23 protein-coding genes and 1 riboswitch are annotated in these 26,840 nt (G+C 42.2%); of the genes, 15 read left to right on the top strand and 8 right to left on the bottom strand.

Annotation, left to right across the window (positions count from 1 at the left end; genetic code table 11):
- Nucleotides 1-243: 243 nt before the first annotated feature.
- Genes NST39_RS05835 through NST39_RS05860 form a run of 6 tightly spaced genes read left to right on the top strand, consistent with a single transcriptional unit; the run spans nucleotide 244 to nucleotide 8,554 of the window.
- Nucleotides 244-1,590 (top strand): aspartate aminotransferase family protein, encoded by a 1,347-nt coding sequence (locus NST39_RS05835; protein WP_341027462.1) that lies wholly within the window; start codon nucleotides 244-246, stop codon nucleotides 1,588-1,590.
- Nucleotides 1,577-3,073 (top strand): pyridoxal phosphate-dependent decarboxylase family protein, encoded by a 1,497-nt coding sequence (locus NST39_RS05840; protein WP_341027463.1) that lies wholly within the window; start codon nucleotides 1,577-1,579, stop codon nucleotides 3,071-3,073. The genes NST39_RS05835 and NST39_RS05840 overlap by 14 nt, the downstream gene beginning before the upstream one ends.
- A complete protein-coding gene (locus tag NST39_RS05845) occupies nucleotides 3,070-4,851 on the top strand; it encodes an IucA/IucC family protein (protein WP_340909843.1) in 1,782 nt (593 codons plus the stop codon). Before NST39_RS05840 ends, NST39_RS05845 begins: the two co-directional genes overlap by 4 nt.
- Nucleotides 4,848-5,402 carry a GNAT family N-acetyltransferase gene (locus NST39_RS05850; RefSeq protein WP_126741322.1) on the top strand — a complete coding sequence of 185 codons (555 nt, stop codon included), beginning with the start codon at nucleotides 4,848-4,850 and terminating at the stop codon, nucleotides 5,400-5,402. Before NST39_RS05845 ends, NST39_RS05850 begins: the two co-directional genes overlap by 4 nt.
- Nucleotides 5,377-6,726 carry a lysine N(6)-hydroxylase/L-ornithine N(5)-oxygenase family protein gene (locus NST39_RS05855; RefSeq protein ID WP_341027464.1) on the top strand — a complete coding sequence of 450 codons (1,350 nt, stop codon included), beginning with the start codon at nucleotides 5,377-5,379 and terminating at the stop codon, nucleotides 6,724-6,726. Before NST39_RS05850 ends, NST39_RS05855 begins: the two co-directional genes overlap by 26 nt.
- 13 nt (nucleotides 6,727-6,739) lie before the next feature.
- Nucleotides 6,740-8,554, top strand: a complete 1,815-nt coding sequence (locus tag NST39_RS05860) for an IucA/IucC family protein (RefSeq protein ID WP_065098878.1) — start codon at nucleotides 6,740-6,742, stop codon at nucleotides 8,552-8,554.
- A gap of 244 nt (nucleotides 8,555-8,798) precedes the next feature.
- Here NST39_RS05860 and NST39_RS05865 read toward each other — a convergent pair whose 3' ends face one another.
- From NST39_RS05865 to NST39_RS05880, 4 genes are all read right to left on the bottom strand, one after another.
- Complete coding sequence (locus NST39_RS05865) at nucleotides 8,799-9,656, bottom strand: GNAT family N-acetyltransferase (protein ID WP_341027465.1); 858 nt, start codon at nucleotides 9,654-9,656, stop codon at nucleotides 8,799-8,801.
- A 125-nt stretch (nucleotides 9,657-9,781) separates the two neighbouring features.
- A complete protein-coding gene (metH, locus tag NST39_RS05870) occupies nucleotides 9,782-13,210 on the bottom strand; it encodes a methionine synthase (RefSeq protein ID WP_341027466.1) in 3,429 nt (1,142 codons plus the stop codon).
- Nucleotides 13,194-15,035 (bottom strand): bifunctional homocysteine S-methyltransferase/methylenetetrahydrofolate reductase, encoded by a 1,842-nt coding sequence (locus tag NST39_RS05875; protein ID WP_341027468.1) that lies wholly within the window; start codon nucleotides 15,033-15,035, stop codon nucleotides 13,194-13,196. The genes metH and NST39_RS05875 overlap by 17 nt, the downstream gene beginning before the upstream one ends.
- Nucleotides 15,036-15,113: 78 nt before the next feature.
- A riboswitch (SAM riboswitch) is annotated at nucleotides 15,114-15,232 on the bottom strand.
- 81 nt (nucleotides 15,233-15,313) lie between these two features.
- Nucleotides 15,314-15,805, bottom strand: coding sequence for a YajQ family cyclic di-GMP-binding protein (locus NST39_RS05880; RefSeq protein WP_341027469.1), 492 nt, complete (start codon nucleotides 15,803-15,805; stop codon nucleotides 15,314-15,316).
- A gap of 237 nt (nucleotides 15,806-16,042) precedes the next feature.
- On the opposite strand from NST39_RS05880, the gene NST39_RS05885 reads away from it, so the two are divergent.
- From NST39_RS05885 to NST39_RS05895, 3 genes are all read left to right on the top strand, one after another.
- Nucleotides 16,043-16,891 carry a CvfB family protein gene (locus tag NST39_RS05885; protein WP_003212403.1) on the top strand — a complete coding sequence of 283 codons (849 nt, stop codon included), beginning with the start codon at nucleotides 16,043-16,045 and terminating at the stop codon, nucleotides 16,889-16,891.
- A gap of 232 nt (nucleotides 16,892-17,123) precedes the next feature.
- Nucleotides 17,124-18,101, top strand: a complete 978-nt coding sequence (locus NST39_RS05890; RefSeq protein ID WP_106067192.1) for a BMP family lipoprotein — start codon at nucleotides 17,124-17,126, stop codon at nucleotides 18,099-18,101.
- Nucleotides 18,098-19,747 (top strand): methyl-accepting chemotaxis protein, encoded by a 1,650-nt coding sequence (locus NST39_RS05895; RefSeq protein WP_341027471.1) that lies wholly within the window; start codon nucleotides 18,098-18,100, stop codon nucleotides 19,745-19,747. Before NST39_RS05890 ends, NST39_RS05895 begins: the two co-directional genes overlap by 4 nt.
- Nucleotides 19,748-19,795: 48 nt before the next feature.
- On the opposite strand, the gene NST39_RS05900 is transcribed toward NST39_RS05895, so the two are convergent.
- Nucleotides 19,796-20,653, bottom strand: coding sequence for a DegV family protein (locus tag NST39_RS05900; protein WP_003211090.1), 858 nt, complete (start codon nucleotides 20,651-20,653; stop codon nucleotides 19,796-19,798).
- A 140-nt stretch (nucleotides 20,654-20,793) separates the two neighbouring features.
- Between NST39_RS05900 and NST39_RS05905 the strand changes: the two genes are divergently transcribed.
- Nucleotides 20,794-21,636: a YitT family protein gene (locus NST39_RS05905; protein ID WP_003211320.1), complete on the top strand. Its 843-nt coding sequence runs from the start codon at nucleotides 20,794-20,796 to the stop codon at nucleotides 21,634-21,636.
- Nucleotides 21,637-21,650: 14 nt separating this feature from the next.
- Entirely contained in the window at nucleotides 21,651-22,106 is a 456-nt protein-coding gene (locus tag NST39_RS05910; RefSeq protein ID WP_341027473.1) for a BsuPI-related putative proteinase inhibitor, read from the top strand.
- A gap of 59 nt (nucleotides 22,107-22,165) precedes the next feature.
- Here NST39_RS05910 and NST39_RS05915 read toward each other — a convergent pair whose 3' ends face one another.
- From NST39_RS05915 to NST39_RS05925, 3 genes are all read right to left on the bottom strand, one after another.
- Nucleotides 22,166-22,357 carry a DUF3813 domain-containing protein gene (locus tag NST39_RS05915; protein WP_024425070.1) on the bottom strand — a complete coding sequence of 64 codons (192 nt, stop codon included), beginning with the start codon at nucleotides 22,355-22,357 and terminating at the stop codon, nucleotides 22,166-22,168.
- A complete protein-coding gene (locus NST39_RS05920) occupies nucleotides 22,354-22,503 on the bottom strand; it encodes a hypothetical protein (protein ID WP_060699564.1) in 150 nt (49 codons plus the stop codon). Before NST39_RS05920 ends, NST39_RS05915 begins: the two co-directional genes overlap by 4 nt.
- A gap of 88 nt (nucleotides 22,504-22,591) precedes the next feature.
- Nucleotides 22,592-23,404, bottom strand: coding sequence for a Cof-type HAD-IIB family hydrolase (locus tag NST39_RS05925; RefSeq protein ID WP_113768411.1), 813 nt, complete (start codon nucleotides 23,402-23,404; stop codon nucleotides 22,592-22,594).
- Nucleotides 23,405-23,540: 136 nt separating this feature from the next.
- On the opposite strand from NST39_RS05925, the gene NST39_RS05930 reads away from it, so the two are divergent.
- The 4 genes from NST39_RS05930 (at nucleotide 23,541) to NST39_RS05945 (ending at nucleotide 26,793) form a co-directional block, all read left to right on the top strand.
- Entirely contained in the window at nucleotides 23,541-24,326 is a 786-nt protein-coding gene (locus tag NST39_RS05930; protein ID WP_044139908.1) for a prolyl oligopeptidase family serine peptidase, read from the top strand.
- A gap of 45 nt (nucleotides 24,327-24,371) precedes the next feature.
- On the top strand, nucleotides 24,372-24,680 hold the full coding sequence (locus NST39_RS05935; protein ID WP_003211530.1) for a metal-sulfur cluster assembly factor: 309 nt from the start codon (nucleotides 24,372-24,374) through the stop codon (nucleotides 24,678-24,680).
- Nucleotides 24,681-24,802: 122 nt separating this feature from the next.
- Nucleotides 24,803-26,248: an FAD-binding oxidoreductase gene (locus tag NST39_RS05940; RefSeq protein ID WP_341027474.1), complete on the top strand. Its 1,446-nt coding sequence runs from the start codon at nucleotides 24,803-24,805 to the stop codon at nucleotides 26,246-26,248.
- On the top strand, nucleotides 26,245-26,793 hold the full coding sequence (locus tag NST39_RS05945) for an MFS transporter (protein WP_341027475.1): 549 nt from the start codon (nucleotides 26,245-26,247) through the stop codon (nucleotides 26,791-26,793). The genes NST39_RS05940 and NST39_RS05945 overlap by 4 nt, the downstream gene beginning before the upstream one ends.
- The last annotated feature ends 47 nt before the right edge of the window (nucleotides 26,794-26,840 follow it).

The raw sequence follows: 26,840 nt of genomic DNA on the forward strand, positions 1-26,840 counted from the left end.
AGAGCAAAAGAACTAGGAATAATGATTTGTAATTTTTTTCTACATCATTCCGTCTCATCCGTTTTATGTCTTTATGGCAGTAGAGGTTTGTAAAGATTACACGAAAATACTCGCTAAAAAGAGAATATAGCATTCATATGCTTTTCGAATCATCTTTTTGAATACAATTGACTTTCATATCTCACATCCTCTAGGCTAGTAAATGAAAATGATAATCTTTATCAATTGGAGGAGTGTTTTATTATGTCCATCAAAACCGTTTCTAAAAATCAGCAATTTTTAGAGCAGCAAAGTCAAAGAGAATCGAATGCAAGGTCTTACCCGAGACGGTTCCCATTAGCCATGCAAAAAGCCGAGGGTATGATCGTGACAGATGCGGATGGCAGAGAGTTTTATGACTGCCTGGCAGGCGCAGGAACACTTGCACTTGGTCACAATCACCCAGTTGTTATAGAAGCTATTGAACGTATGCTTCATGAAAAAAGACCGTTGCATACGCTGGACATAACCTCAGAAATTAAAGAAGAATTTGTGAATGAAATTTTTTCACACTTGCCAGAAGAGTTTGCAAAAAGAGCCAAAATTCAATTTTGTGGGCCAACTGGTGGTGACGCCATAGAAGCAGCAATTAAATTAGTCAAAACAGCGACAGGGAATCGAAGCATTCTAACATTCCATGGTGCGTATCACGGTGCGACACATGCCACGATGTCATTAAGCGGGAATTTATCTCCGAAGGAAAGAGTGCAAGGGTTAATACCTGATGTTCATTTTATGCCTTACCCATATGAATATCGCTGCCCATTTGGAATTGGTGGGAAGGATTCGCACCGCATCTCAAGTTCGTATATTGAGCGCGTATTAAATGATCCTGAAAGTGGTATTCTTCCGCCAGCAGGTATGATCTTTGAAGCAGTGCAGGGCGAGGGAGGCTCCATTCCAGCATCGATTGAATGGATGAAAGAAATGAGAAGAATCACAAAAGAAAAAGGGATCCCACTCATTATTGATGAGGTTCAATCAGGCATTGGCCGAACAGGTAAGATGTTCGCCTTTGAACATGCAGGAATTGTACCTGACGTTATTGTGCTGTCAAAAGCCATTGGTGGAAGCCTGCCGCTTTCAGTTGTGATTTATGATCAAGATTTAGATCAATGGAATCCAGGTGCACACATCGGGACATTTAGAGGGAATCAAATGGCGATGGCTGCAGGAACCGCTACGCTTAAATTTATCAAAGAAACCAACCTGCTTGATCATGTAGAACGGTTAGGAGATCGTATGCAGGCTCATCTAAAAGACATCCAAAAACAAGTCCCTGCTCTCGGTGATGTTCGAGGGAGAGGTTTAATGATTGGCGTTGAAGTAGTCAATCCAAATGAGAAACAGGATGTGGATGGAAGCTATCCAGCGAATCCAGAGCTGGCCAGTCTTATTCAAAAGAATTGCTTTGATAAAGGATTAATTGTGGAGACAGGAGGCCGTTTCGGAAGTGTCATTCGATTCCTGCCACCACTCATTATGACAGAAGAACAGCTTGAAAAAGTCATCGCTATTTTTAAAGAGGCCGTGTACGATGCCACCAACTAAAGCTTCTGTGGATTCATTATTTATCAATCAAAGCCAGCTTGGAAGAGAGTCCTTCCAAGCGGCTCTTCATACATCTATCGACAGCTTACTGGATCAATGGCAAAAAGACACAGGCCCCTACAGTGGAATATTGCCTGGGAAATTAGCGGCTAGTGTCGAATCATTATTCCGATTTCAACCGTCTGGAGAATCCATTGAATCTGTCTTTCAGGATATAAAAGAACATCTTTTGCCGCATTTGATTGATGTATCGCATCCTAAATGCTTGGCACATCTGCATTGTCCACCGCTCATTCCTGCACTTGCCGCAGAGGTGATGGTAAGTTCCTTTAACCAATCAATGGATTCTTTTGATCAAAGCGGTATTGCTTCTTTGGTTGAGGAAGAAATTCTCAAGTGGCTATGTGCGAAGTTTTCTTATGGCGGCCTAGCAGATGGGACTTTTACAAGCGGTGGAACCCAATCTAACTACATGGGGCTGCTTCTGGCGAGAGATGCCTTTTGTGAAAACACATGGCAGTGGAATGTTCAGCAGAAAGGCTTGCCAAGTGAATCTCACCGCATGAGAATCCTTTGCTCGAGGAATGCTCACTTTACTGTGAAAAAATCTGCCTCCCAGTTAGGTTTAGGAGAGCAGGCAGTCGTACTAGTCGAGGCAGATGAGCATCATCGAATGGACCTCAATGATTTGAAAAAGAAGCTGGCTGAGTTGAAGGAGCAGAACTTGCTGCCTTTTGCGGTAGTAGCAACTTGCGGGACAACGGATTTTGGCAGTATTGACCCAGTTCGAGAGGTATATGCCCTCGTCAAGCCATACGGTCTGTGGATTCACGCGGATGCTGCCTACGGCGGAGCACTTGTATTAAGCGAAACCTATCGTAAGAAATTAGACGGTATTGAGCTTGCAGATTCGATCACGATCGACTTTCATAAACAATTTTATCAGCCGATCTCCTGCGGGGCATTTTTGCTAAAGGATAAAAGGCATTTTGGTTTGATTGATTATCATGCAGATTATCTCAATCCAAAGGAAGATGAGCTGGAAGGAATTCTACATCTCGTTAATAAATCTGTCCAAACAACACGCCGATTTGACGCACTGAAATTACTTCTATCACTTCGTCTTATTGGAGAAGAAGGGTTTGGCGATATCATAGACCATACGATCCATTTTGCAAAGGATGTGGCCGCGCTTATTGAGAAAAATGATGACCTTGAAGTGATCAATCCTGAGCCAGAAATCAATGCAGTTGTGTTCCGATTTAAGGATGACCACCAAACAGATGATGTCAATAAAATCATTCATCGCACATTATTCCAAACAGGAACTGCTGTCGTTGCAAAAACAGTAGTGGATGGTCAAACCTGCTTAAAATTCACTTTGTTAAATCCGAGAACGACAATCACACATATTGAGGAAATCCTTTCTGACATCGTTGATATCGGGATCGCTCATATTCAATCCGGGAGGGTACTACGTTGAGTCAATATAAACAAATGGCTGAAAATGCAACCATGCAAAGCTTTTTAAACTGTTTTTTACGCGAAACAGGAATCGATCGATCTGCAAAAAAAGAGACGAGAGCAGATGGCTCGCTTGTCTTCATCGCAAAATTAGCAAAGCAAGATCTAGAGCTTGTGATTCCGATCCGATATGTTTCATCTGTTGGCCGCCATCTCTTTGATTTTCCGATTCGCTTTCGCCCGCAAGGCAGTGAACAAGAGGGCGCAATCGTCGATTACACGACACTTGTTGCTTTATGTTCAAAGGAGCTTCTCATTGAATATGGCCGTACAGATGCAGAGGATGAATTCATGCTTCGCATCATTTTAAGCTGCCGAAATATTGAACGGTTCTTAAAGGAGCGAGAAAGTGATCGAGCCGCTCTTTCTGAAGCCGATTTTGAGTATATCGAGGCTGAGCAGTCACTTCTCCTTGGTCATTTAACGCATCCTACCCCAAAAAGCAGACAAGGAATGACAGAGGAGGAGGAAGCGATCTATTCTCCTGAGCTGAAAGGGACTTTCCAGCTTCATTACTTTAAAGCGCATCATTCGATTGTGCTTCAGGATTCGTCAATTACACAGTCTGCGGCAAGCCTCATGCTAGAGGAGCTCTTGCGACAGGTACCAGCAGAAAAAGAGAGACTGAATACGTTAGTAGAAAACGGAGAATATGTGCTCATTCCGATTCACCCGCTTCAAGTGAAGGTGGTCATGGAGAAAGCGTTCGTGAACCGTTATATAGAGGAAGGGAAACTCACTTATTTAGGACCGATGGGTTCTGAATACACAGCGACTTCATCTTTCAGAACCGTCTATCAAAAGGATTCTGCTTACATGCTCAAATTCTCTGTTCCTGTGAAAATTACAAACTCCTTACGTATCAATAAACAAAAGGAACTGGATCGCGGAGTAGAGATGTCGCGCATTTTAAAAACAGAATTAGGCGTTTCTCTATACGACGAATTCTCTGGATTTCGGGTCATTGAAGATCCTGCCTATTTATCCATTCAAGGAGAAGAGGCGGAATCTGGCTTTGAAGTAGTCATTCGTCAAAATCCATTTTTACATCGTGAAAAAGGGGCAAGCTTAATTGCTGGATTATGTCAGGATCATGCGTATGGTGGAAAATCGCGATTAGCAGGGATCATCCATGACCTTGCAGACGCAGAAGGTCGATCACCAGAGGCTGTAAGCCAAGATTGGTTTAAGCAATATTTAACCATTTCGTTAGAACCGATGCTCTGGCTGTTTGAAACGTATGGTCTTGCACTGGAAGCCCATCAGCAAAACGCTGTTGTGCAAATGAAGGGTGGTTACCCGCACACCTTCTATTATCGTGACAATCAAGGCTACTACTATAGTGAATCGAAAAAGGATAAACTCGCAAATCTTGTCCAAAATCTGAGCGTGAGAAGTGAAACGATTTGTGCAGATGAGGTAGCCGTTGAGAGACTGCGTTATTATTTCTTCTTTAATCATTTATTTGGTCTCATTAACGGTTTTGGTACAGAAGGTCTGGCGAAAGAAGAAGACTTGCTCGCACTCGTGAGAGACACATTGCTTGCTCATGAGGAAACTTACGGGGCATCTGAGCTGACAAACAGCCTTCTGCGCTCAAAAGAACTGCCTTCAAAAGCGAATTTGCTGACACGGTTTGAAGATATGGATGAACTGACAGGATCTCTGGAAACACAGTCTCGTTACACAGCTGTCTTGAATCCGCTCTTTTTACATAAGGAGGCGCTGATTGGATGAGGGATCGTATTAAGTTTATTCGCGCTGAATATGAAAGAGATGTCCGGCTTGTCCACAAGTGGATGCAAGAGGAGTATGTTCACCCATTTTGGCATTTGAATATTCCGTTTCCTGCTTTTGAAAAGCATTTTTATCAGGCGATTCATGATCCGCATCAAACCCTATATTTAGGCACAATTGATGGGACGCCCATGAGTTATTTTGAGGCATACAACGTCAAAGGTGACATCATTGAATCTTACTATCAGCCTTCTCCGCATGATCAAGGAATCCATCTATTAATAGGGGAGCCGGATTATGTGGGAAAAGGTTTTGCGGCCCCGCTACTTCTGGCCATGACAGCATTTCAATTTGAGCAGAACAAACGAACAGAAAAAGTCGTCGCTGAGCCGGATATTCGCAATGAAAAAATGATCCATGTATTTGAAAAATGCGGCTTTGAACGTGTAAAACCAGTCAATTTACCGGATAAAACAGGTCTTTTAATGTTTTGTGATCGAGAACGATTCGAAAGGAAGTATAACCATGACGTGGTTCAACAAGCAAAATAATGTAGTGGATGTAATAGGAATTGGCATTGGCCCGTTTAACTTAGGACTTGCCGCATTATCTGAAGAGGTAAATGAAATTGACGCTTTGTTTTTTGAAAGAAGTGAAGCCTTTCATTGGCACCCAGGGATGCTCATTGAGGGGACGACACTGCAGGTTCCCTTTTTAGCGGACCTTGTCAGTATGGCAGATGTGAAAAGTAAATATAGCTTTCTCAACTATTTACAGGAACAAAACCGTTTGTATTCATTTTACTTTCTAGAGGATTTTCATATCCCGCGCAAGGAATATAGTCATTATTGCCGTTGGGTCGCAGACCAGTTAGACTCTTGCCGATTTGGCATGAACGTCGAATCTGTCTCATTGATCGAGAAAGCAGGAGAAAAGCGATATGAAGTGCATGTGCGTCATGTGAAAGACCAAACGGTAGAGGTGTTTGAAAGTAAGCATCTCGTCTTAGGAATTGGTACACAGCCGGCGATACCAGCATCGCTCCAGCCAGCTTTAGGAGAGAAAGTTTTTCATTCTGCGGACTATTTAAAACGAAAGAAAGAAGGCTGTTTCAAAGGGAAATCTGTGACAGTGATCGGCTCTGGTCAAAGTGCGGCAGAAGTGTTCTATAATATTTTATCAGATGATGAGGCGAAGGATATTCACTGGTTCACACGCTCTAAAGGATTTTTCCCAATGGAATATTCAAACCTTGGTCTTGAATATTTCTCTCCAGATTATATTGATTTCTTTTATGAGCTTCCGCAAACAAAAAAGGATGCGTTGTTAAAGCAGCAAGACTTGCTGTATAAGGGCATCAGCTCTGCAATGATCCGTGATATTTATCATTTGCTTTATGAACGTTCTGCCTGCGGAGAGCAGTTGAACACAGTGCTTCAAGCGATGACAGAGGTCAACTTGATTGAGGAAACAGCTTGCGGCTTGTCCCTTTCATGCACGCAATGGGTCAAAGAGGACACCTTTACCCACGAGACAGATATTGTCGTGCTGGCGACGGGCTATCAATCCGTACTGCCGCCGTTTATCAACCCAATTTCTCATCACATTCAATGGGATGATCAAGGACGGTTCCAAGTCGAACGTGAATATCGCTTGAAAACAAATACAATGGGTGAAAATGATATTTTTGTCCAAAATGCAGAGCTTCATACACATGGCGTTGGCGCTCCGGATTTAGGTCTTGGCGCTTATCGAAACAGTGTGATTATCAATGAACTTGCTCGTCAAACCGTGTATCCACTTTATCAAAAGCACGTCTTCCAGACATTTGGTACACAAAAGAACGTCAATACATTCGAAGAAATCAAAGGTTAAGGAGGATGAAGCGATGAGTGTACAAGATGAATTGAAAAAAGCGGTGAATCCTGCTGCTTGGAAAAAGGCAAACCAGCGAATGGTGGCAAAAATGCTGTCTGAATACATGTATGAGGATATGCTTCATCCCGTGCAGCTAGATCATAAGGATGGCATTGCTCAGTATGAATTAATCATTCACGAACATAAGAAATATCGCTATCTTGCAAAACCTCGTTTGTTTGATAGTTTTGATACAATCGCTGAATCAATCGAGTGCTGTCAAGACGGAAAATGGTCAAAGGATGTCAGTGCAATTGTGTTTTTACTAGACATTCAGCCGCTCATTCCAATGTCTTCTGAGACAACAGGACACCTAATAAAAGAGCTTCATCACACCCTGTTAGCAGATGTACATTTGCTGTCGAAAAAAGCACTTCGTGCGGATGAACTGACAGATACTGATTATGCATGGATTGAAGGAGAAATGACAGGTCATCCTTGGATTGTGTATAACAAAGGACGCATTGGGTTCAGTTACGATGACTACCTAGCCTATGCACCTGAAAGGCAAGAAAGTGTGCAGCTGTCTTGGATTGCTGTTCACCGGGACCTTGCCACATTCCATGCAGTCGATCATGAAAACTATGAGCAGGTAATTGCCAAAGAGTTAGATGAAGTCACGATTCGTCAATTTCACCGCGTGCTAAAGGATGAAGGATTGAATACAGCTGATTATTATTTGATGCCTGTTCATAAATGGCAGTGGACACATATGATTATTCAACATTTCCCAGAAGATTTGGCGTTGCGCCGGATTGTGTATGTAGGAGAGGGACTGGATCAATATATCCCGCAGCAGTCGATCAGAACCTTTACGAACATCTCAAATAAAGGCAAGCATCATATTAAACTGCCAATGAGCATTTTAAATACACTTGTGTACCGAGGACTTCCGTCAGAACGGACAGTCATTGCCCCTCGCATTACAGCGCATATTAAAGGGATCGCGGATCAAGATTCATTTTTATCTGATGTCTGCCGCGTGATATTACCTGGTGAGAATGCAAGTATCAATGTCGATCATCCTTACTATAGCAAACTGCCTGGTGCCCCGTATCAATATCTTGAAATGCTCGGTGTCATTTTTAGAGAAAGCATTTACTCGTACTTAGATGAAGGAGAGAATCCTGTTACACTTGCGGCACTCACTTATGAGGATCATGAAGGTGAGCCCTATGTGAAACAGCTGATTGAAAAATCAGGTCTCTCAGCAAAAGAGTGGATGGCGAAATTTTTCCATGTGGTGATGCCACCGCTATTGCACTTTATGTATCAATACGGCACCGTCTTTTCACCGCACGGACAAAATACGATTCTTGTGTTAAAAGATCATCAGCCTCATCGTTTAGCGATCAAAGATTTTGTTGACGATGTGAACATTAGTGATCAGCCGCTGCCTGAATTGGCTTCTCTAGGAGAAGATTTAAAAGAAGTGCTGCGGAGTGAGCCGCCGGAAGGGTTAGTGCAGTTTATCTTTACAGGATTGTTTATTTGTAACCTGCGTTACGTATCAAATGTGTTAGACAATCATCAACTGTTAGATGAAACAGCGCTTTGGCGCTTGCTTGCTGAAGAAATTCAGCAGTATCAAAAGCAATTCCCACAGCTGAAGGACCGTTTTGACCTATTTGATCTATTCCAGCCGAAGCTGACAAAACTGTGCTTAAATCGTAATCGAATGATTGATTATGGGTATGGAGATGGAGATGACCGCCCACATGCATCAGAGCATGGAAAGGTCACAAATGCACTCGCGCATGTTCTTTCGTCCGTCGGCGAGAAATAATAGAAAAGCTGGGATCAAGTGTCTACAGCTTCAGCGTGTAGCCAAACCCTCGCATTCGGTGTCAGTCCTGTGCGCTGGTGCTCACGAATCACAAATTCGCTCCGCGCCAGTGCTCGTCCTTCCTAGGGCTGCAAAGGCTTTCTATCACGCTGAAAAGAAGACAAAGGGCTAAAATAAAAGTCATTTTAGCCCTTTGTCAACAATCTAAAGCTGTAGACATTAAGTGTCTACAGCTTTTTATATTTTACGAAAATGCTTGAGAGGCAAGGAAATAAAGAAGTGCGGGATCGTTCAGCTTTTCTTTTCCACGAATCATCATAAAATGCGCCTTGTTTGTTTTCGTAAAACCTGCTTCAACAAGTGATTCATGGAGGCGCTCAGCTGTTTCCTCCTGCATATCTAAACGAATCGGACCCGAATAAGACGAAATGAGAGAACGGATCAGCGAGAGAGTTGTAAGTTCATCATTTGCAGCAAGCGGTCCAATCATTAAATTGGCAGGTGTTTCAACACCAAACGCAAAGCCAGTTGTTTCGTGACGTTCATTCTTTGCAATGATACGCCGTGCTGCTCGGTTCATCCGGTTTTTTAAAAAGCTTGATCGATTTGTGCCTGCTCCTTTTTCATCTAGTGCTTCAATACACGGAAGGTGCGATTCATCGGCAGGAGACAGGTGGATGTCATCTGACACACGAAGCGCTTCTGGGTTTGGGTTTTGCGTTTTGTAAGTCGTAATGTAGCCAACCGTGTGAAACCCGATTTTTTCGTAAACTGGCCGCCCTTGGACAGTAGCGGTTAAAACGACAGGAACGCTTTGATCACATTGATCTAGCAGGGTGTCAATCATTTTCCTTGCAAGACCTAAGCCGCGATGTGTCTCAGATACAATGACAGCACCAATTGACGCCATTCGATCATATTGGAAAAGTCCTGCGCATGAGATGACTTGTCCATCCGCTGTTGAAAAACCTGTGAAATATCCATTTGTTAAAAGAGATGAGAGCTCTTCCGCATTGTAATCAGGCCAGTCTACCTCTTGAGACAATGCGATAAGATCTGGTATGTCATCGAGTGTTAATGCTCGTTGAACAACGTTTGTCATGACACGCAACTCCTTCTTAGCTGAATTCATCTATGTGTATCGTACCATAAGAAGATATAGTGTAAAAATTGAAGTTTATCTAATTTTCCCAGCAAAAAAGAACCTCCAGTTTCGGAGGTTCTGCATTAATGAACATTAAAATATCGAGCTTCAGGATGAGAAACGACGATCGCTGAAACAGATGCTTCAGGTTCCATCATAAATCCTTCTGTTAGATGGATGCCGATTTTTTCAGGCTGAAGCAGCTTGAACAGCTTTTCTTGGTCTTCAAGATTTGGACAAGCGGGATAACCAAAGGAATAGCGCTGCCCTTGATATTTCGCTTGGAATCGTTTTTCCATTGTGAAATCGACTGGGTCAGGGAAGCCCCATTTGTCACGAATCACTTGGTGGGTTCTTTCGGCTAATCCTTCTGCAAGCTCAAGTGCTAGAGCTTGAACTGCATGCATTTTTAAATAATCTCCTTCTTGCTTAAATTGCTGCGCGACTTCACGTATACGCGCACCAGCTGTAACGGCAAATAAAGCAATATAATCTTTCTCCTTTTCACCGCTTCCCCGCACATAATCAGAAATGGAGCGGTACGGAAGCTTCTCCTGTCTTGGAAATTGGAATGTTTCAATGATACGGTTAGGCACTTCGGGATCATAAATATGCAGATCATTTCCGTTTGAACTAGCAGGATAAAATTGATAGACAAACGCTGGGGCAAACCAGTTTTTTTCTCTACCTTCGTTTAGAAGATCTGTAACAAGCTGCTTTAATTCCAATGCTTTTGGATGCTGTTCGGCCAACAGCTTTTTGACCTTTCCTTTTAATCCAAGGTGGTGGCCGATGAGCATTTGTTCATTCACATAAGGCATAATGTGGTGCAGGTCGATATTTCTTACATAATGACGTGCCGTATTTTCCGGCGTGAAAATAGGTGCCTCAGGGAGTGCCACACGTTTTTCTAGTAATTCAATGACAGCTTGTGGCTGCTTTGTTTCTTTCTCTTTGACAGGTGCCACAGACTCTTCATCGGGCTTTATTTGAAACTGAAAAGGATTTGCTTTTAACTCATTGGCTAAAGATAAGCCGTCCATCGCATCTTTTGCGTAAAGGACCGGTCCGTCATAATGAGGCGAAATCTTCATTTTCGTAAATTTACGAGAAAGTGCAGCGCCGCCGACCAAAATGGGCACGGAAATATTCGCTTTTTGTAAATCCTGAGCGGTGAGTACCATTTGCTGGGCTGACTTCACAAGTAATCCTGATAATCCAATCATATCGGGCTTTTCCTTTTGCACAGCTTCGATCAATGTTTGTGGTGTCACCTTAATCCCGAGATCGACCACTTGAAAGCCGTTATTGCTCAAAATGATGTCGACAAGGTTTTTCCCAATATCATGGACATCTCCTTTTACAGTGGCAAGTAGAATCTTACCTTTTCCGTTTGCGTGCTGCTTTTCCATATATTGCTCGAGATACGATACAGATGCCTTCATGACCTCTGCCGATTGAAGCACTTCCGCCACAATCAGTTCGTTTTGATTGAAAAGACGTCCAACCTCAGCCATTCCCTGCATTAACGGACCATTGATGATATGAAGTGGTGATTCAAATTGCTCTAGAGCAAGGGATAAATCATCGATAAGTCCTTCTTTTGTTCCTTCGACGACGTAGAGTGCTAGCCTTTCATCAAGTGATAAGGAGACCTTTGGTTTTTTCACCGTTTTCTTTTTGCCGCGGTAAAATTGGGTGAACTCAGCAAGGGTTTGATCATTTGTTTCATAGAGCAACGTTTCGGCGAGCTTGATTTCTTCCTTTGGAATAGAAGCGAAGCGTTCAAGTTTTTCTGTATTTACAATGGCGTAGTCAAGTCCTGCTTGGACGCAGTGATACAAGTAGACGGCATTCAAGATTTCCCTCCCAAGAGGCGGGAGTCCAAAAGACACGTTGCTGATGCCTAAAATCGTCAAGCACTCAGGCAGGTTTTCCTTGATCATCTTGATGCCTTTGATCGTTTCTTCGGCAGCGCCAATATACTGCTCGTCTCCAGTGCCTACTGGAAAGACAAGTGGATCAAAAATGATGTCACTTGCGGGAATGCCATATTTCTTCGTTAATAGATCATGAGAGCGTACCGCAATCTCCAGCTTTCGTTCTGCTGTTACGGCCATCCCTGTTTCATCGATCGTGCCGACAACAAGTGCACCGCCGTACAGCTTCACAAGTGGAAGAATTTCTTCGAAGCGTTCTTCACCATCCTCAAGGTTAATGGAATTGATGATGGCTTTCCCTTGGGAATATGTGAGCGCCTTTTCGATCACGTGTTTATCCGTTGAATCAATGACAAAAGGGGCTTTGACTTTTTTCATAGCCTCTTGTAAAAAGCCTTCCATGTCAGCCGCCTCCTCGCGATCTGGATCAGCGAGACACACATCAATCACGTGAGCGCCGTTTTTTACCTGTGCACGAGCAATTTCTGATGCTTCTTCAAACTTTTGTTCCGCAATGAGTCGTTTGAATTTGCGTGAACCAATCACGTTGGTCCGTTCTCCTACAAAAAGAGGGCGCATTGATTCCTCATATATCAGGGGCTCAATTCCTGATACGGTATGCTGAGACGATTCATGCGCAATGTGACGTGGCTGAATCATTCGTACTTCATCTGACAATGCCTGTATATGTGCAGGTGTTGTTCCGCAGCAGCCGCCAACAATATTTAACCAGCCTTCCTTGGCAAAGGCGGAAATTTTTTTAGCAAGTGAAACAGGGGATTCATGATATTGACCTTCTTCATCTGGTAGACCAGCATTTGGATAGCAGCTAACCGCTGACTTGGCGATGGAGGAGAGCGTGCGGATATGGTCTGTCATGAATTCAGGACCCGTCGCACAGTTCAGGCCGACACTCATTGGTTTCATATGCTCAAGAGAGATATAAAAGGCTTCAATATCCTGACCAGCGAGGGTAGTGCCCATCGGTTCAATCGTACCTGATACCATTAGAGGCAACTCAATACCTGTCTGCTGGAAGGCTTCCTGAATGCCTTTGAAACCAGCTTTTACATTCAGCATGTCTTGACTTGTTTCTAAAAGAAGGGCATCACATTTGCCATCAATCAAGGCGCGGGCCTGCTCTTCATAGTTTCTGACGAGCTCATCGAAGGTTGTGCCGCCTGTCACAGATAATGTTTTCGTAGTGGGACCCATCGCGCCTACAACAAATCGGGGCTGCTCCGGCGTGGAGAAACGGTCAGCTTCGTCCTTTGCCAGCTGGGCAGCCCGTATATTGAGTTCATAGGCAAGGTGGCCAAGCCCGTATTCGTCAAGGACGAGCTTTGTAGCCCCGAACGTATTTGTTTCAATGAGGTCGGCGCTTGCCTCAAGGTATTCTCTATGAATCGCGCGGATGGTGTGAGGGGCTGTCACATTCAAATACTCGTTACAGCCCTCATACTCTTCTCCGCCAAAGTCTTCTGCTGTGAGATTGGCATTTTGAATCATGGTCCCCATTGCACCATCAAGGACGAGGATGCGTTTCTTAAGCTGTTCAGTGATAGTTGACATGGGTGTTTGACTCCTTTTCTTTCTGATGAATGTAGGTGGTTAGTTCTGCTGTTAAGTCTGATCGAAGGAAAGGGGTAATTAAATAAATGCCGTTAAACAATTCGCAGGCTGTATCTAATAAAGAGCGGGCAATCGCTAAGCCTTCTGCTCGCTGCTTCTCTTTATCCTCACCAGCCTTGGCCATAATGTCACGAATGGAATCAGATAATTTGATGCCTGGAATTTCATGGTGAATAAACTCCGCATTTCGGCTGTTTGTTAATGGCATAATGCCAATATAAATCGGTTTATCTAAATGACGGCTCTCCTCATGAATTTTCACAAGCTGTTCCTCAGAATAAACAGGCTGTGAAATAAAATAATCAGCACCGTATTCGATTTTTTTCTCAAGACGTTTGACCGCTTTATCAATGTGGCGAACATTCGGATTAAACGCGCCAGCTACTGAAAAATTGGTCTTTTTGCCAAGGGGCTTCCCTGAGAAAGAAAGGCCTTCGTTAAACTGCTTAATCAGCCGAATCAAATCAAAGGAGGTTAAATCATACACAGACGTTGCCCCTGGGAAATCTCCAATCTTAGAAGGGTCGCCTGTAATGGCTAAAATATCAGTTAAACCAAGGGTGTCAAGACCCATCAAATGGGATTGAAGCCCAATCAAATTACGATCACGGCATGTGATATGGACGAGTGAACGCATATCAAGCTGCTGTTTCAATAAAGCGCCGCAAGCCACATTGCTAATGCGCGGAGTCGCAAGAGAATTATCAGCCAATGTCAAGGCATCAATACCTGCATTCTTTAACTCATTTGCCGCGACGAGGAATTTTTCGAAGTTCAGCTTCTTCGGCGGATCAAGCTCTACAATAATCGTCCGTTTTTTCGTAGCGAGCTCATCAAGACCTGGTTCAGTCCGCTGATCTTGAATCGAAATGATTTCTTCTTTTAATACTTTTACTTCTTTTTCAGTGATCGGGGCTAAATCCTTGACCGCTTCAGCCATTGCGTGAATATGCTGAGGCGTTGTTCCGCAGCAGCCGCCGATAATACGTGCGCCTTGATTTCTAAATTCAAGTGCACTTTTTCGAAAATAATCGTTATCTGTATCATAGACGAGTCTGCCTTCTTCAAGAGAGGGAAGACTGCTGTTAGGATAGACTGATAAATGGGAATTTTCTAAAATTGGAACGCCTTCGAGTGCCTGAATCATATGATAAGGGCCCAGCCGGCAGTTGATGCCAACGACGTCTGCGCCAAGAGAGGACAATTCAGATAAACCATCCTTGAGCGGTGTTCCATCCTGCAACACACCTTGTTCATGCATGGAGACGTTCATGACAATCGGGAGAGTCGTTTCTTTTCGTGCAATTTGGAGAACGGCCTTCGCTTCTTCCATGTCATAATACGTTTCTAGCAATAATCCATCGGGCTGCTCATTTAATAGAATGTATAGCTGTTCCCTAAAGCTTCGTTTAATTTCTTCAATCGTATAGGCATTTTTGTTAAACGTTCGAATGCCGCCGATCGTTCCAAGGACATAAGCAGAGCCTGCGGCTGCTTTTGCGATTTGTACCGCCTTTGAATTGATACGCTTTGTTTCTTCCTCTAAGCCGTAGCGGGATAGTTTAATATAATTTGCGCCATACGTATTTGTTTGAATGATGTCCGCACCAGCCTGCACATATGCTTCGTGCACGCGCCTTACTTCATCTTCTTTCGATAAATTTAATTCTTCAAAGCAGCGGTCAATGCCGTAAGAGTATAAAAGTGTTCCCATTGCACCGTCAGCAATCAGTACGCGGTTTTGTAAGTCTTGTAATAGGCCCATTGGTTTCCTCCTTATTTGTATGTAACAAAAAAAGCCTTCTGATAAGAAGAAGACTTTTTGGCTGTATCGTAATTCTTCTTCTTATCTTCCAAGCAGTTGCTTGCTGGATTTAGCACCTTGGTCATAGAAAATATATTTCTACTACACCGGTTGCTGAGGCTTCACAGGGCCAGTCCCTCTGCCTCTCTTGATAAGAAAGCGATATGAACATGTCAATAAATTGAACTTCCATCCACTGTATCGAAAAAATCGGAAATAATCAATGGAAAATTTGAAATTTATCGAAAATTTATAAATTGAACGTCAATCGGTAAATCTGCCTTGCGCATAAGAGAAATAATCTCTTGTAAATCATCTTTATTTTTTCCTATTACACGCACTTGGTCATCTTGAAACTGTGACTTCACTTTGATGCCGGATTGCTTAATGAGTGCATTGATCTTTTTGGCGTTGTCTTGATCAATTCCGCTGATCAGCTTTGCACGCTGGCGTACGGTTCCGCCAAGGGCATGCTCGGTTTTTCCGTAGTCGATGTTTTTAGTTGGAACATTTCGTTTGATCAGCTTCGACACAAGTACATATTTTAGCTGCTCAAGCTTAAAGTCATCATCAGAGATGAGCACAAGCTCTTCTCTTTCAAGAGAAATATCACTTTTACTTCCTTTAAAATCATAACGGTTTTTAATTTCCTTCAGCGCTGCTTGAACGGCGTTTTGCACCTCTGGCAGTTCAACCTTCGATACAATGTCAAATGAGCTTTCTTTTGCCATAACACATGACCTCCATGGATAGATATTGCGTCTATTTTATCATGCAACGTGGAGAAGAAGAAACTTTATCGAAGAGACGAGTCAAAGAGTTCTGCTGGCAGCGGTATAAATCGCGTTCGGTTTGACCACTTTAGCTAACATAACTAGAGATGTTCATGTGAGGAGAAGTATAGTAGAATAAAGTGAATCAAAAGATGAACGAACGCTCTTTTATGAGCAGATAGGAAGGAAGAGAACATGAGACCAGGTGAGCAACTGACCTTGCAAATAGAGAACGAAATGGAATACGGTTACTTTTTGACAGATGGTGAAGATTCTGTCCTCTTGCACCGCAGTGAAATGACAGAAGATATTGGTGACCAAGATGAAGTAGAGGTCTACTTATACGTAGATCATGAAGAAAGACTAGCTGCGACGATGAAAATACCGACAATCAATGCGCATACATATGGCTGGGTAGAAGTCGTAGACGTCCTAGAAGACATGGGCGCATTTGTGGATGTTGGGCTGTCAAAGGATGCACTTGTTGCAACAGAACACCTTCCGCCTTTCGAGGAAGCATGGCCGAAAAAAGGAGACAAACTTTACTGTATGCTGAAAGTCACAAGCTACGGCAGAATGTTCGCAAAGCCAGCCACTGAAGATGTGATCAGTGAATTGTTTACTGAAGCACCCGAAACCTTAATGAACAAAGAAATCACTGGTACGATTTATCGCTTAATTGCGACAGGCTCTTTTATGCTCACAGATACAGGCGTGCGAGGGTTTATCCACCGTACGGAACGAAAGGAAGAGCCAAGATTAGGATCGACCGTGACAGGACGCGTCATCGCAGTGAAAGAGGATGGAACCGTGAACGTTTCTCTGCTTCCTAGAAAACAGGAAGCGTTATCTGTCGATGCAGAAGAAATTTTAACCTATATGAGAACGAGAAATGGTGCTATGCCTTATGGAGACAAAAGTGATCCAGAAGACATCCGCGAACGATTCCAAATGAGCAAGGCAGCCTTTAAACGAGCATTAGGTCATTTGATGAAAAACGGCCTAGTTTACCAAAAAGAGGGCTGGACATACGAGAAAAAATGAGCAGCGTGAAAGAGAACCCTAACCTCATGGGTTTTCATATCAAACTGAAATGAAGAAAAAGGGATAAAATCATCATGGTTTTATCCCTTTTTTTATATTTGTGATAAATAATGGGTTTTTTTAGTGAAAAAAGTCATGAAAAAAGCTGAAAAACCTTCACTTAATCATTGAAACACCGCCTCTCAAATCCGATAAGAAAGGAGTAAGGATGATAAAAGGAGTGTGTGTTTGGATGAAAGTGAAAATTTCATTGCTTCTGTTGGTAGCCGTGCTTATGGTGCTCGCCGCATGCAGCAATCAACAAGGGAAACCACCAGCATCAAATGCGAAGCATATTGGCGTTATGCTCACAGATGATGGTCTTGGTGATCAATCATTTAACGATTCATCGTTTAAAGGATTAGAAAAAGCACGTGATGACCTAGGTATTGAATTTGATTATAGAGAAATTGCAGAAACCGATACATATGAAAAAGGACTGACCGAGCTTGTAAAAGCTGGCAATGATCTCGTCATCGGGGTAGGCTTTAGTATGCAAGAAGACTTAGAAAAAGTCGCAAAGAAATATCCGAAGAAGCACTTTTTGCTCATCGATGCCGTATCTGAGCTGAAAAATGTGACCTCCGTGACGTTTAAAGAAGAGCAAGGCAGCTATTTAGCGGGCGCACTTGCTGCAATGACAACGAAAAGTGATGTCATTGGATTTGTTGGCGGTGTTGATGCGGAGTTGATCCATCGTTTTGAAAAAGGGTTCCAAAAAGGCGCCAAATCAGTGAATCCGAACATCAAGATCTTATCCACCTATGCTAATACGTTTAGTGATGCGGACAAAGGCAGTAAAATAGCCAAAGGCATGATCAAAAAGAAAGCAGACGTTTTATATGCCGCAGCTGGCTATACAGGTGTCGGTGTATTAAAAGAAGCGCAAGCGCAGGGCAAATATGCCATTGGTGTAGATAGCGATCAGTACTACACCGCTGAAAAAGCGGTGATTTCGTCCATGGTAAAAAAAGTCGATGAAGTGGTCTATCAATTCAGCGAACAGCTCGTTAAGAGCAATCAAATCAAAAATGGGCATGTTATTTATGACTTAAGCAATGACGGAATCGATATGGCAAGAATTCGGGTGCTCAAAGATGCTGAAACATTGACCAAAAAAGTAAATGAACTGAAGCAGAAATTGCTAAAAGATGAGGGGGACGCATCATGAGCTTGCGCATCAAAATTTTACTCAACTCACTCGTCTCACTTCTTTTAGCAGTTGGCGTCATCGCCTTTATCATTGTCAGTATGACAAAGATCCAATCATCAAATGAAACAGAAGTTCAAACCTTATTAAATGTTCAAAAAACAAAGGCAAGCTTTGAAAGCGTCGAACAAACCATGACCAATTATTCAATGACACTTTCTGATGAACAGCTAGAGGTTGTTCAAACCGGTATTTCTACAGCAAAAAAACAACTGCAAACGTTAAACAAACATGCAGGAAATATAAATAAAGGTGAATTAACAAGGTTAAATGCAAAATATGACACGTGGACCAAAGAAGCAAATAAGGCCATTGGTGAAAAAAACGCATCGGATACAAGACGGGTCGCTGCAAGAATTGATGGTGTTTTAAACGACATCCATACAATGAATAAAAGAGCAGAAGAAGCATATAAACAAAATCTAGAGAATACAGCGGATAATGTGCAATGGATCATCACAAGTGCACTCGTCGCAGCCCTCACACTGATTGTCATTGCTGTCTTTTTAAATATTGGATTAACAAGATCCATCGTGACACCGATTAAATCACTTTCCTACCGAGCGAAGCAGATCGCAGAAGGCAACCTTGCTGTCGAGCGAATGGATATTCAGCGTAAGGATGAAATCGGCGGCTTGAATGAATCCTTTAATCAAATGACAGATCAACTGATTAGTTTGATTAAAGAAATCAGTAATGTCTCAAGTCAAGTAGAGACATTCTCGATCCAGTTAGATGATGAAAACAAAAAGCTGATGGAATCTGCAAATCAAGTATCTGTCTCGACAGACGAAATGGCAAATGGGTCACAAGCCATTTCAGAGGATCTCCAGCATGGCGTTAGCTTGATTGAAAAGATGGATCAGCATGGACGTAAAAATTCCGAACGTTCACAAACAGTCATCCAAAGTACAGAGGATGCGATAGAAGCAGTGGAAAGTGGAAAGCACACGTTAACAGAAACAAAAACGGCGATTGAAAAAAATACACATGCCACAAGGCAAATCGAGCAGTCGGCAGGAGAATTCACGCAATATGCTAGCGGGATCTCGGCTATGGCCAAAACAGTTTCTGACATTGCGGATCAGACAAACTTACTTTCGCTAAATGCGGCGATCGAAGCGGCAAGAGCAGGTGAGGCTGGAAAAGGCTTTGCCGTTGTAGCAGATGAAATTCGTAAGCTTGCCGACGAATCATCTAACGCTACAAGACAAATCTTTGATATGGTCAGTCATATTGAAAGAGGCATTCAATCCATTAGTCAAACTGTCAAAGAAGGAGTCAAGCTTTCACTTCAACAGCAGGATGCGATGGACAAAACCTCACACTCCTTTGAAGATATAGAAACAAAAGCGCAGCACATTAAACAAGAAATGGCGGTCTTAAATGACCAAATTGTTCAATCAACAGAGCTTGGCGGACAAGTGCTCAACTCGATTGAAAATATTAGTGCGGTTGTAGAAGAAACAGCAGCTGGCAGTGAAGAAATTTCTGCCTCGGCCAATGAACAGCTGCAATCATTCCATCAAATGAATAAACAGGTAGAAGAACTGATGAGTATGACGGCAAGGTTAAATGAAACCGTCCACCGTTTTAAACTTTCATAAGTCATAAGAAAAGCACCCTTCCCGTGATGTGTCAGGGAAGGGTGCTTTTTATGATGGTTTGCCTGTAAAGAAGATGGCAAGTGTGCCTGGGCCTGAATGGGACCCAACAGCTGCGCCGACAATCTGAATATCAATTTCTTTTGGATGAAATTCGGCTTCAATCAATTGTCTCATGTCTTCTGCAAGTGCAGGATCATCACCATGACTAATGCCAACAGTTTGATTTGACCAATCCGTTCCACGTTCTTTCATCAGTTCAATAATGCGTTTCAACAGCTTTTTACGTCCGCGGATTTTCTCAAGGGGGATGAGCTTTCCATCCTCGACGTGTAAAATGGGCTTAATACTCAATAAACCGCCAACAAATGCGGACGCTTTACTAATTCTTCCGCCTCTTGCTAAATACGATAAATCGTCTACAGTAAAAATATGTTGTAAAGATTCGCAAAAATGCTTTACAGACGTTTCAATTTCTTGTATTGTATTTCCGTCAATGGCAAGTGATTGAGCGTGTTTGACAGCAAGCCCATAGCCGAGTGAAGCACATTTAGAATCAATGATTCGTAAATCAAAATCAGGGTATTCTTCCTTCACTTCGTTTGCCATCATCACAGCGGTTTGATATGTACCAGAAAGCTCTGATGAAAAGGCAACATAGATTGCAGATGTATGGGTTTGTGCGAGAGAAACAAAGGCTTCTTTGATTCGGTTTGGTGAAGCTTGTGACGTTTTTGGGCTGGCACCTTGTCTCATCGCATCAAATACTTGTTTTGGTTCAATGGTGACCAAATCTTCAAATTCCTGCTCGCCAAGCAATACACGGAGCGGAATAACCGTCATGTTATGTTCATCATAATAAGAAAGAGGCAGATCAGCAGCACTGTCTGCTATGATATGAACAGTCATCAAAATCCCTTCTTTCTAAAAAAATCAGCCATATTTTACAACTTTTTAGCCTAACTATATCACAGAAATCAACTTTTCGTGTTCAAATTCTAAATTTTAGGGAAAACCATAGAGAGAATGGTAAGTGGAGGAATGACAATATGTTCATCGGAGAAGCAAAAAAACTCATTGTCGTCGTCATTGGTGCACTGCTCAATGCGATTGGACTGAATTTATTCTTAATCCCAGCTGATGTATACGCGAGTGGGTTTACAGGGGTAGCCCAGCTGTTATCCAGCTTAATGGATCAATATGCGCCATTTTATGTATCCACAGGGATTCTATTATTTATTTTAAATATTCCAGTCGGCATTTTAGGCTGGATGAAAGTGGGCCGTTCCTTTACGTTTTACAGCATCATCAGTGTGGCCCTGACGACCATTTTCCTCGGCATCTTACCAGAAACGAGTGTTTCACATGATATTTTACTAAATGCTGTGTTTGGCGGCGTGATATCCGCAGTAGGGATTGGGATCACGCTCAAATTTGGGGCATCGACAGGCGGACTCGACATCATAGCCATGATCTTAGCGAAGTGGAAGGATAAACCAGTCGGCACGTATTTCTTCATTTTAAATGGTATCATCATTTTTACAGCAGGATTATTACAAGGTTGGGAGAAAGCATTATATACCCTTGTCACATTGTATGTGACCACAAGGGTCATTGATGCCATCCATACAAGACATGAGAAGCTGACCGCGATGATTGTAACGAAGAAGGCTGATGAAATCAAGGAAGCCATTTATGGAAAAATGGTCAGAGGTATTACGACTGTACCTGCAAAGGGAGCTTTTACCAATGAGCCAAAAGAAATGATGGTGATCGTCATTACAAGGTATGAGCTATATGAACTTGAACAAATTATTAAAGAAGTCGATCCAAAAGCCTTTACAAATATTGTGCAAACAACTAATATTCTTGGATTTTTCAGACGAGATTAAAAGGTGGGTAGCGAATGAAAAAAGGGTTGGTGCTTCTCCTCGTTGTATTGATTTTAACCGCTTGTGGACAACAAAAAAAGGATGAACCAAACAAGGAGGTATCAGGTCAAATGGGAGAAAAAACGGTTGTATTCACAGTAGACCCCGTCCAGAAAGGTTCTTCGGTTCAATTTAACATGTCATTGAAAAATGAATCAGATCGAGATATTGAATTTACCTTTAACACAAGCCAGAAATTCGAACTCAGTGTGTATGATGAAAACGGAAATGAACAATACCGCTATTCAAAAGACCGTATGTTCACACAGGCCATCCAATCATTTGTGCTGAAGAAAGGCGAAGCCTATGATTTTCAAGATACGTGGTCAAATGGTGTCAAGCCGGGAACGTATGAAGCGGTCGTCACATTTAAAGGAAAAGCAGAAGGGCTGAAGCAAATCACGGAAAAGAAAACGTTCCAAGTGAAATAAGTGCTTTCAGCTTCATGAGAATCAGAAAAAGCTGTCCAATGTTGGACAGCTTTTTTATGTTAGAGATCATCGAGCAAGTCTTGGAAGGTATGCAGCTGGTTTCTTTCTGCATCTGTCGAATTGGCAAATGCAGAAGATACGGCATTTTTGGCTCGTTTGACCGCCTGTTGACGCTCTAACCCAGATGAAAATGAAGAAGTAAGGGCTTCTTCAGTAAATGATTTGGCTTGATCAAAAAGTTCGTTTCTCACAATGAACCTCCAGAAGCATCAGTCTTCATATTTTCTCTGCCAGACGCTTCTTCAAGCGTAGAACGATAAGGAAAACGTGCGTCATGCAGACTGACTGAATCTTTACCTTGTTGTATAAAGCGTTTCGATTTGCTTCTTTTACCCATTCGGAATCCGCCCCTTTACACAAGCTGACAGGACAACCTGTCTAAAGGTAGTATGCCCGCTTCCTTCGGTTATGTATGAATGGAAAAATTAAAGGGAGAAGTAATTCGTTAGAAACTTTGCAATCCCATCTTGTTCGTTTGTATCTGTGATTTCATTTGAAACACGTTTCACGGCATCGATTCCGTTGCCCATAGCCACACCGCATCCAGCAAATTCAAGCATTTCTAAATCATTGTCTTCATCTCCGAATGCCACAATCCGCTCCTGTGGAACGCCGTAATAATCACTGATCTTTTGCAGTCCAACGGCCTTGTTCATGCCTGTTTTAATGATCTCAATCACGTGCCACGGAGCAGCCCATCGCCTATGATCAATCACTTCTGCATGAACATCTGATAAATAGCTTCGAATGGCTCCGACGTCCTCTTCTTTTGCGTGAATTAACACGCTCGTCACATTCTCTCCAAGGTTGTCCCGAAGGTCTCCAACAGTGACTTTATTTGCATTCATATTAAATATATCAATGAGCTTCTCATCATGATAATGGAAATACAAATCGTCTAACACTTCAGCTAGCACATTATGCACTTTATACTCCTCACTAATGTCTACAAGCTGTTTAACGACTTGAAGATCAAGTGACGTATGAAATCTGCCCCATTTTTCATCAAGAGGATGATGGACAAACGCTCCATTAAAATTCACAATGGGTGAATCAAGCTGTAATTGCTGATAATAAGGAGAGCTGGAACGAAATGGCCGGCCGGTTGAAATACAGACATGATGCCCGCTGTCTTTCACTTTTTGAATGACGTCAAGTGTGTGTGTAGAGATGGTTTTATCATCTTTTAATAACGTGCCATCCAGGTCAAGTGCGATTAGGTAAGGTTTAGTCTCCATAAAATCTCCTTTGATCTGTAAGTGATAGGAGGCAGTTCGTGCGGCGCCTCTACCTATAGTGTATCTTTATCACATCTTTGTTGTCTACATGTTAAAATAAACAAAGACGGGAATGATAAAGGAGGATTCATAGGCTGTGATCACCATTGATGAGCAAATTGCGCGCGATATTCCATTTTTACATATCGTAAAAGCTGAAAATAAAGACAAACCGCTGCCGCTTGTATTTTTTATACACGGATTTACAAGTGCACGCGAGCACAACTTACACTTCGCCTTTCATTTGGCGGAAAAAGGCATGAGAGTGATTTTGCCTGACTGTGCTTATCATGGTGTAAGATCAGAAAACCTCAGCTTAGAGGAACTGGCGTCAAGGTTCTGGGAAATTGTCTTGAACGAAATACGTGAAATCGATATACTCAAAACATACTTTGAAGAAAAACATTTGATTGAAGCCGATCTGATCGGTGTTGCAGGTACTTCCATGGGCGGCATCACGACCTTTGGTGCACTCGCCAAGCATGATTGGATTAAAGCAGCAGTTAGCTTGATGGGCAGTCCGAAATATACGACATTCCTACAAGCACAAATCATGAACATGCGGAACAAAGGGTTGATGAAAGAAATTACAGACGAAGAGGTTCATCAGCAATTAGACGTGCTGCGTCCTTATGATTTAACGCTGCAAACAGATCGATTAAACAAAAGACCGCTGTTATTCTGGCATGCAGAAAATGATCCAGTTGTCCCTTACCGGCATGCAAAAGCTCTTTATGACGAGTTAGCAGCAACCCAATATAAAGAAGATCCGCACCTGATTCGCTTTATTACAGATGGACAGGCTGGCCATAAGGTCTCAAGACAAGCAATGTTTGAAACGATTGACTGGTTTGTGACACATTTGAAAAGCACAAACGTTTAGTCAAAAGAAAAAGTACGTTATACTAATGGAAAAGGAGTGGATATCATGGATGAAGCATTGAAAGAAAATATTTTAGGCGCCCTAGAACAGGTGATTGACCCTGAACTGAATGTCGACATCGTCAACCTTGGACTTGTCTATGATGTCGATCTTGATGAGAATGGAAAAGCGGATATCACGATGACCTTAACATCAATGGGGTGTCCCCTTGCACCAGTTATCGTGGATGAAGTGAAAAAAGCATTAAGTGATCTTCCAGAAGTGAAAGAAACAGAAGTTCACATCGTATGGAATCCGCCTTGGACACGAGACAAAATGTCAAGATACGCAAAAATCGCGCTCGGTATTCAATAAGCACAAATAAAAATGCCTGGTATGAGTTGAACTCATGCCAGGTTTTTTTATGAAAAAATAAGGTGGAGGAAGAGAATGGATTGATATAATGGGTGTAATATGACAGATCGGAGTACCTCATAATGAAACGAAAATGGTTATGGATTGTTCTTTTAATGGGATACGCTGCTGCATTTTTTACATCAATCACCATCCGCGAGGAGCAAGCACACAAAAAACAAGATCTTGAGGCGTTTACAGATGTCAGTCATCTCATGCCTGTTAAAATAAAAAAAGTCGTTCAAGGTAAAGAAATAGATACTTTAAAAGAAGTAGTAGAAGAAGCGAAAGCAAAAAACCTGCCGATATCCATTGCCGGCAAACAGCATAGCATGGGCGGCCACACGTATTATGAAAATGGCATCGTGCTCGATATGACAGAATTCCGCCAAATTTTAGCATTTGATAAAAAAAAGAAAACCATCCGTGTCCAAAGCGGCGCTACATGGGATGATATACAAAGATATGTCAACCCATATGGTCTTGCCGTGAAGGTCATGCAATCACAGAACATCTTTACGATTGGCGGTTCCCTCAGTGCAAACGCACATGGACGTGACATTCGCTACGGATCACTCATTGACACCGTTCGTTCTTTCAGACTGTTAAAAGCAGATGGTGAGATTATCACAGTGAAGCCAGGCGATGATTTATTTACTGCCGTTATTGGAGGGTACGGCTTGTTCGGTGTCATTTTAGATGTTGAACTTTCCTTAACAAAGGATGAATTATATAAAATGGAGACAACCTCTCTAAATTACGATGAATACACTGATTATTTTCAAAAACATGTCAAACAAAATAAACAAGTACGCATGCATCTTGCCAGAATCTCAACATCGAAAACCAACTTTTTGAAAGAGATGTATGTAACGAATTATTCCCTCACTTCACAACAAGAGATCGAATCATATCAAGAGCTGAAAGAGGATCAACTCGTTATGCCACTCAAATTTATGCTCGGTCTTTCAAGAAGGTTTGATATGGGGAAAGATCTGCTATGGAATTTGCAAAAGAAGTATTTCCAAAGTCAAAATGATCAGCTGATCACAAGAAATAATGTGATGCGCTCAGATTCTGCTTTTTTAGACTATGAGAATGAGTCAGACACAGATGTACTGCAGGAATATTTCGTCCCAGTGGATCGCTTTCGTGCGTATATCGATGAAATGAGACACTTTTTACAACAGGAAGATTTGAATTTAATGAACATCACGATCCGCTACGTACAAAAAAATGAAAAAGCGGATCTCTCATATGCGAAAGAAGATATGTTTGCCCTTGTTCTTTTAGTGAATTATGGTTTTAAGAAAGAAGAGAAGGCAGAAGCAGAGCGGATCATCCGGCAAATGACAGATATCACGCTTCAGCACCATGGAAGCTATTACTTACCGTACATGCCTTATCAAACGAAGGTACAAATGAAACAGGCGTATCCTAAAACGGATGTATTCTTTCAAAAGAAAAAGCAAGCAGATCCAGATGGCAGGTTTATCAATTACTTTTATGAAAGGTACAATACACAATGAATGCAAAAGCAATGAAATGGTTCGTCTACTCACAAAGCCTGCTGTTTTTCGCCAGCAGTTTGATTTTCCCTTTTTACATTCTTTTTATTAAAAATGTTGGATCAAGCTACTCTCAGTTTGGTCTTGCCTATGGCCTGTTTGGTTTGAGTGGAGCGTTTATTCATTTACTCTTAGGGAAACTGCCCGAAACCACTGACAGGCGTCTCTTTTTAATCATTCATTCGTTCGGAATGGCATTTCTTTTACTGCTATTTCCTCATATCACAGAAGTCGAGCAAGTGTATATGATTCAACTGGCTCTTGGTGCGCTAGGCGGCTTTCAAAAGCACGGGGAAAAACTGCTTGTCACAGAGCTGACAACAGAGAATAAGAGAATGAAAGAGGTCGGCCGCTATCATTTTTGGACAGCTCTTTTTTCATCGATAGCGATTATGCTTGGCGGCCTGTTTGCAGATTTCTTCACCGTGTATTTCATTTTTTATGCAAGCTCCATATTATATTTATGCAGTGCTCTCATGGTCATCATGATGAAATATGAAAGATAAATCCGCATGTCTCACGAAGATATGTGGATTTTTTTATGAAAAAAAAC

Source organism: Bacillus sp. FSL W8-0645 (genome assembly GCF_038007905.1).
Taxonomy (GTDB): Bacteria; Bacillota; Bacilli; order Bacillales; family Bacillaceae; genus Bacillus; species Bacillus pumilus.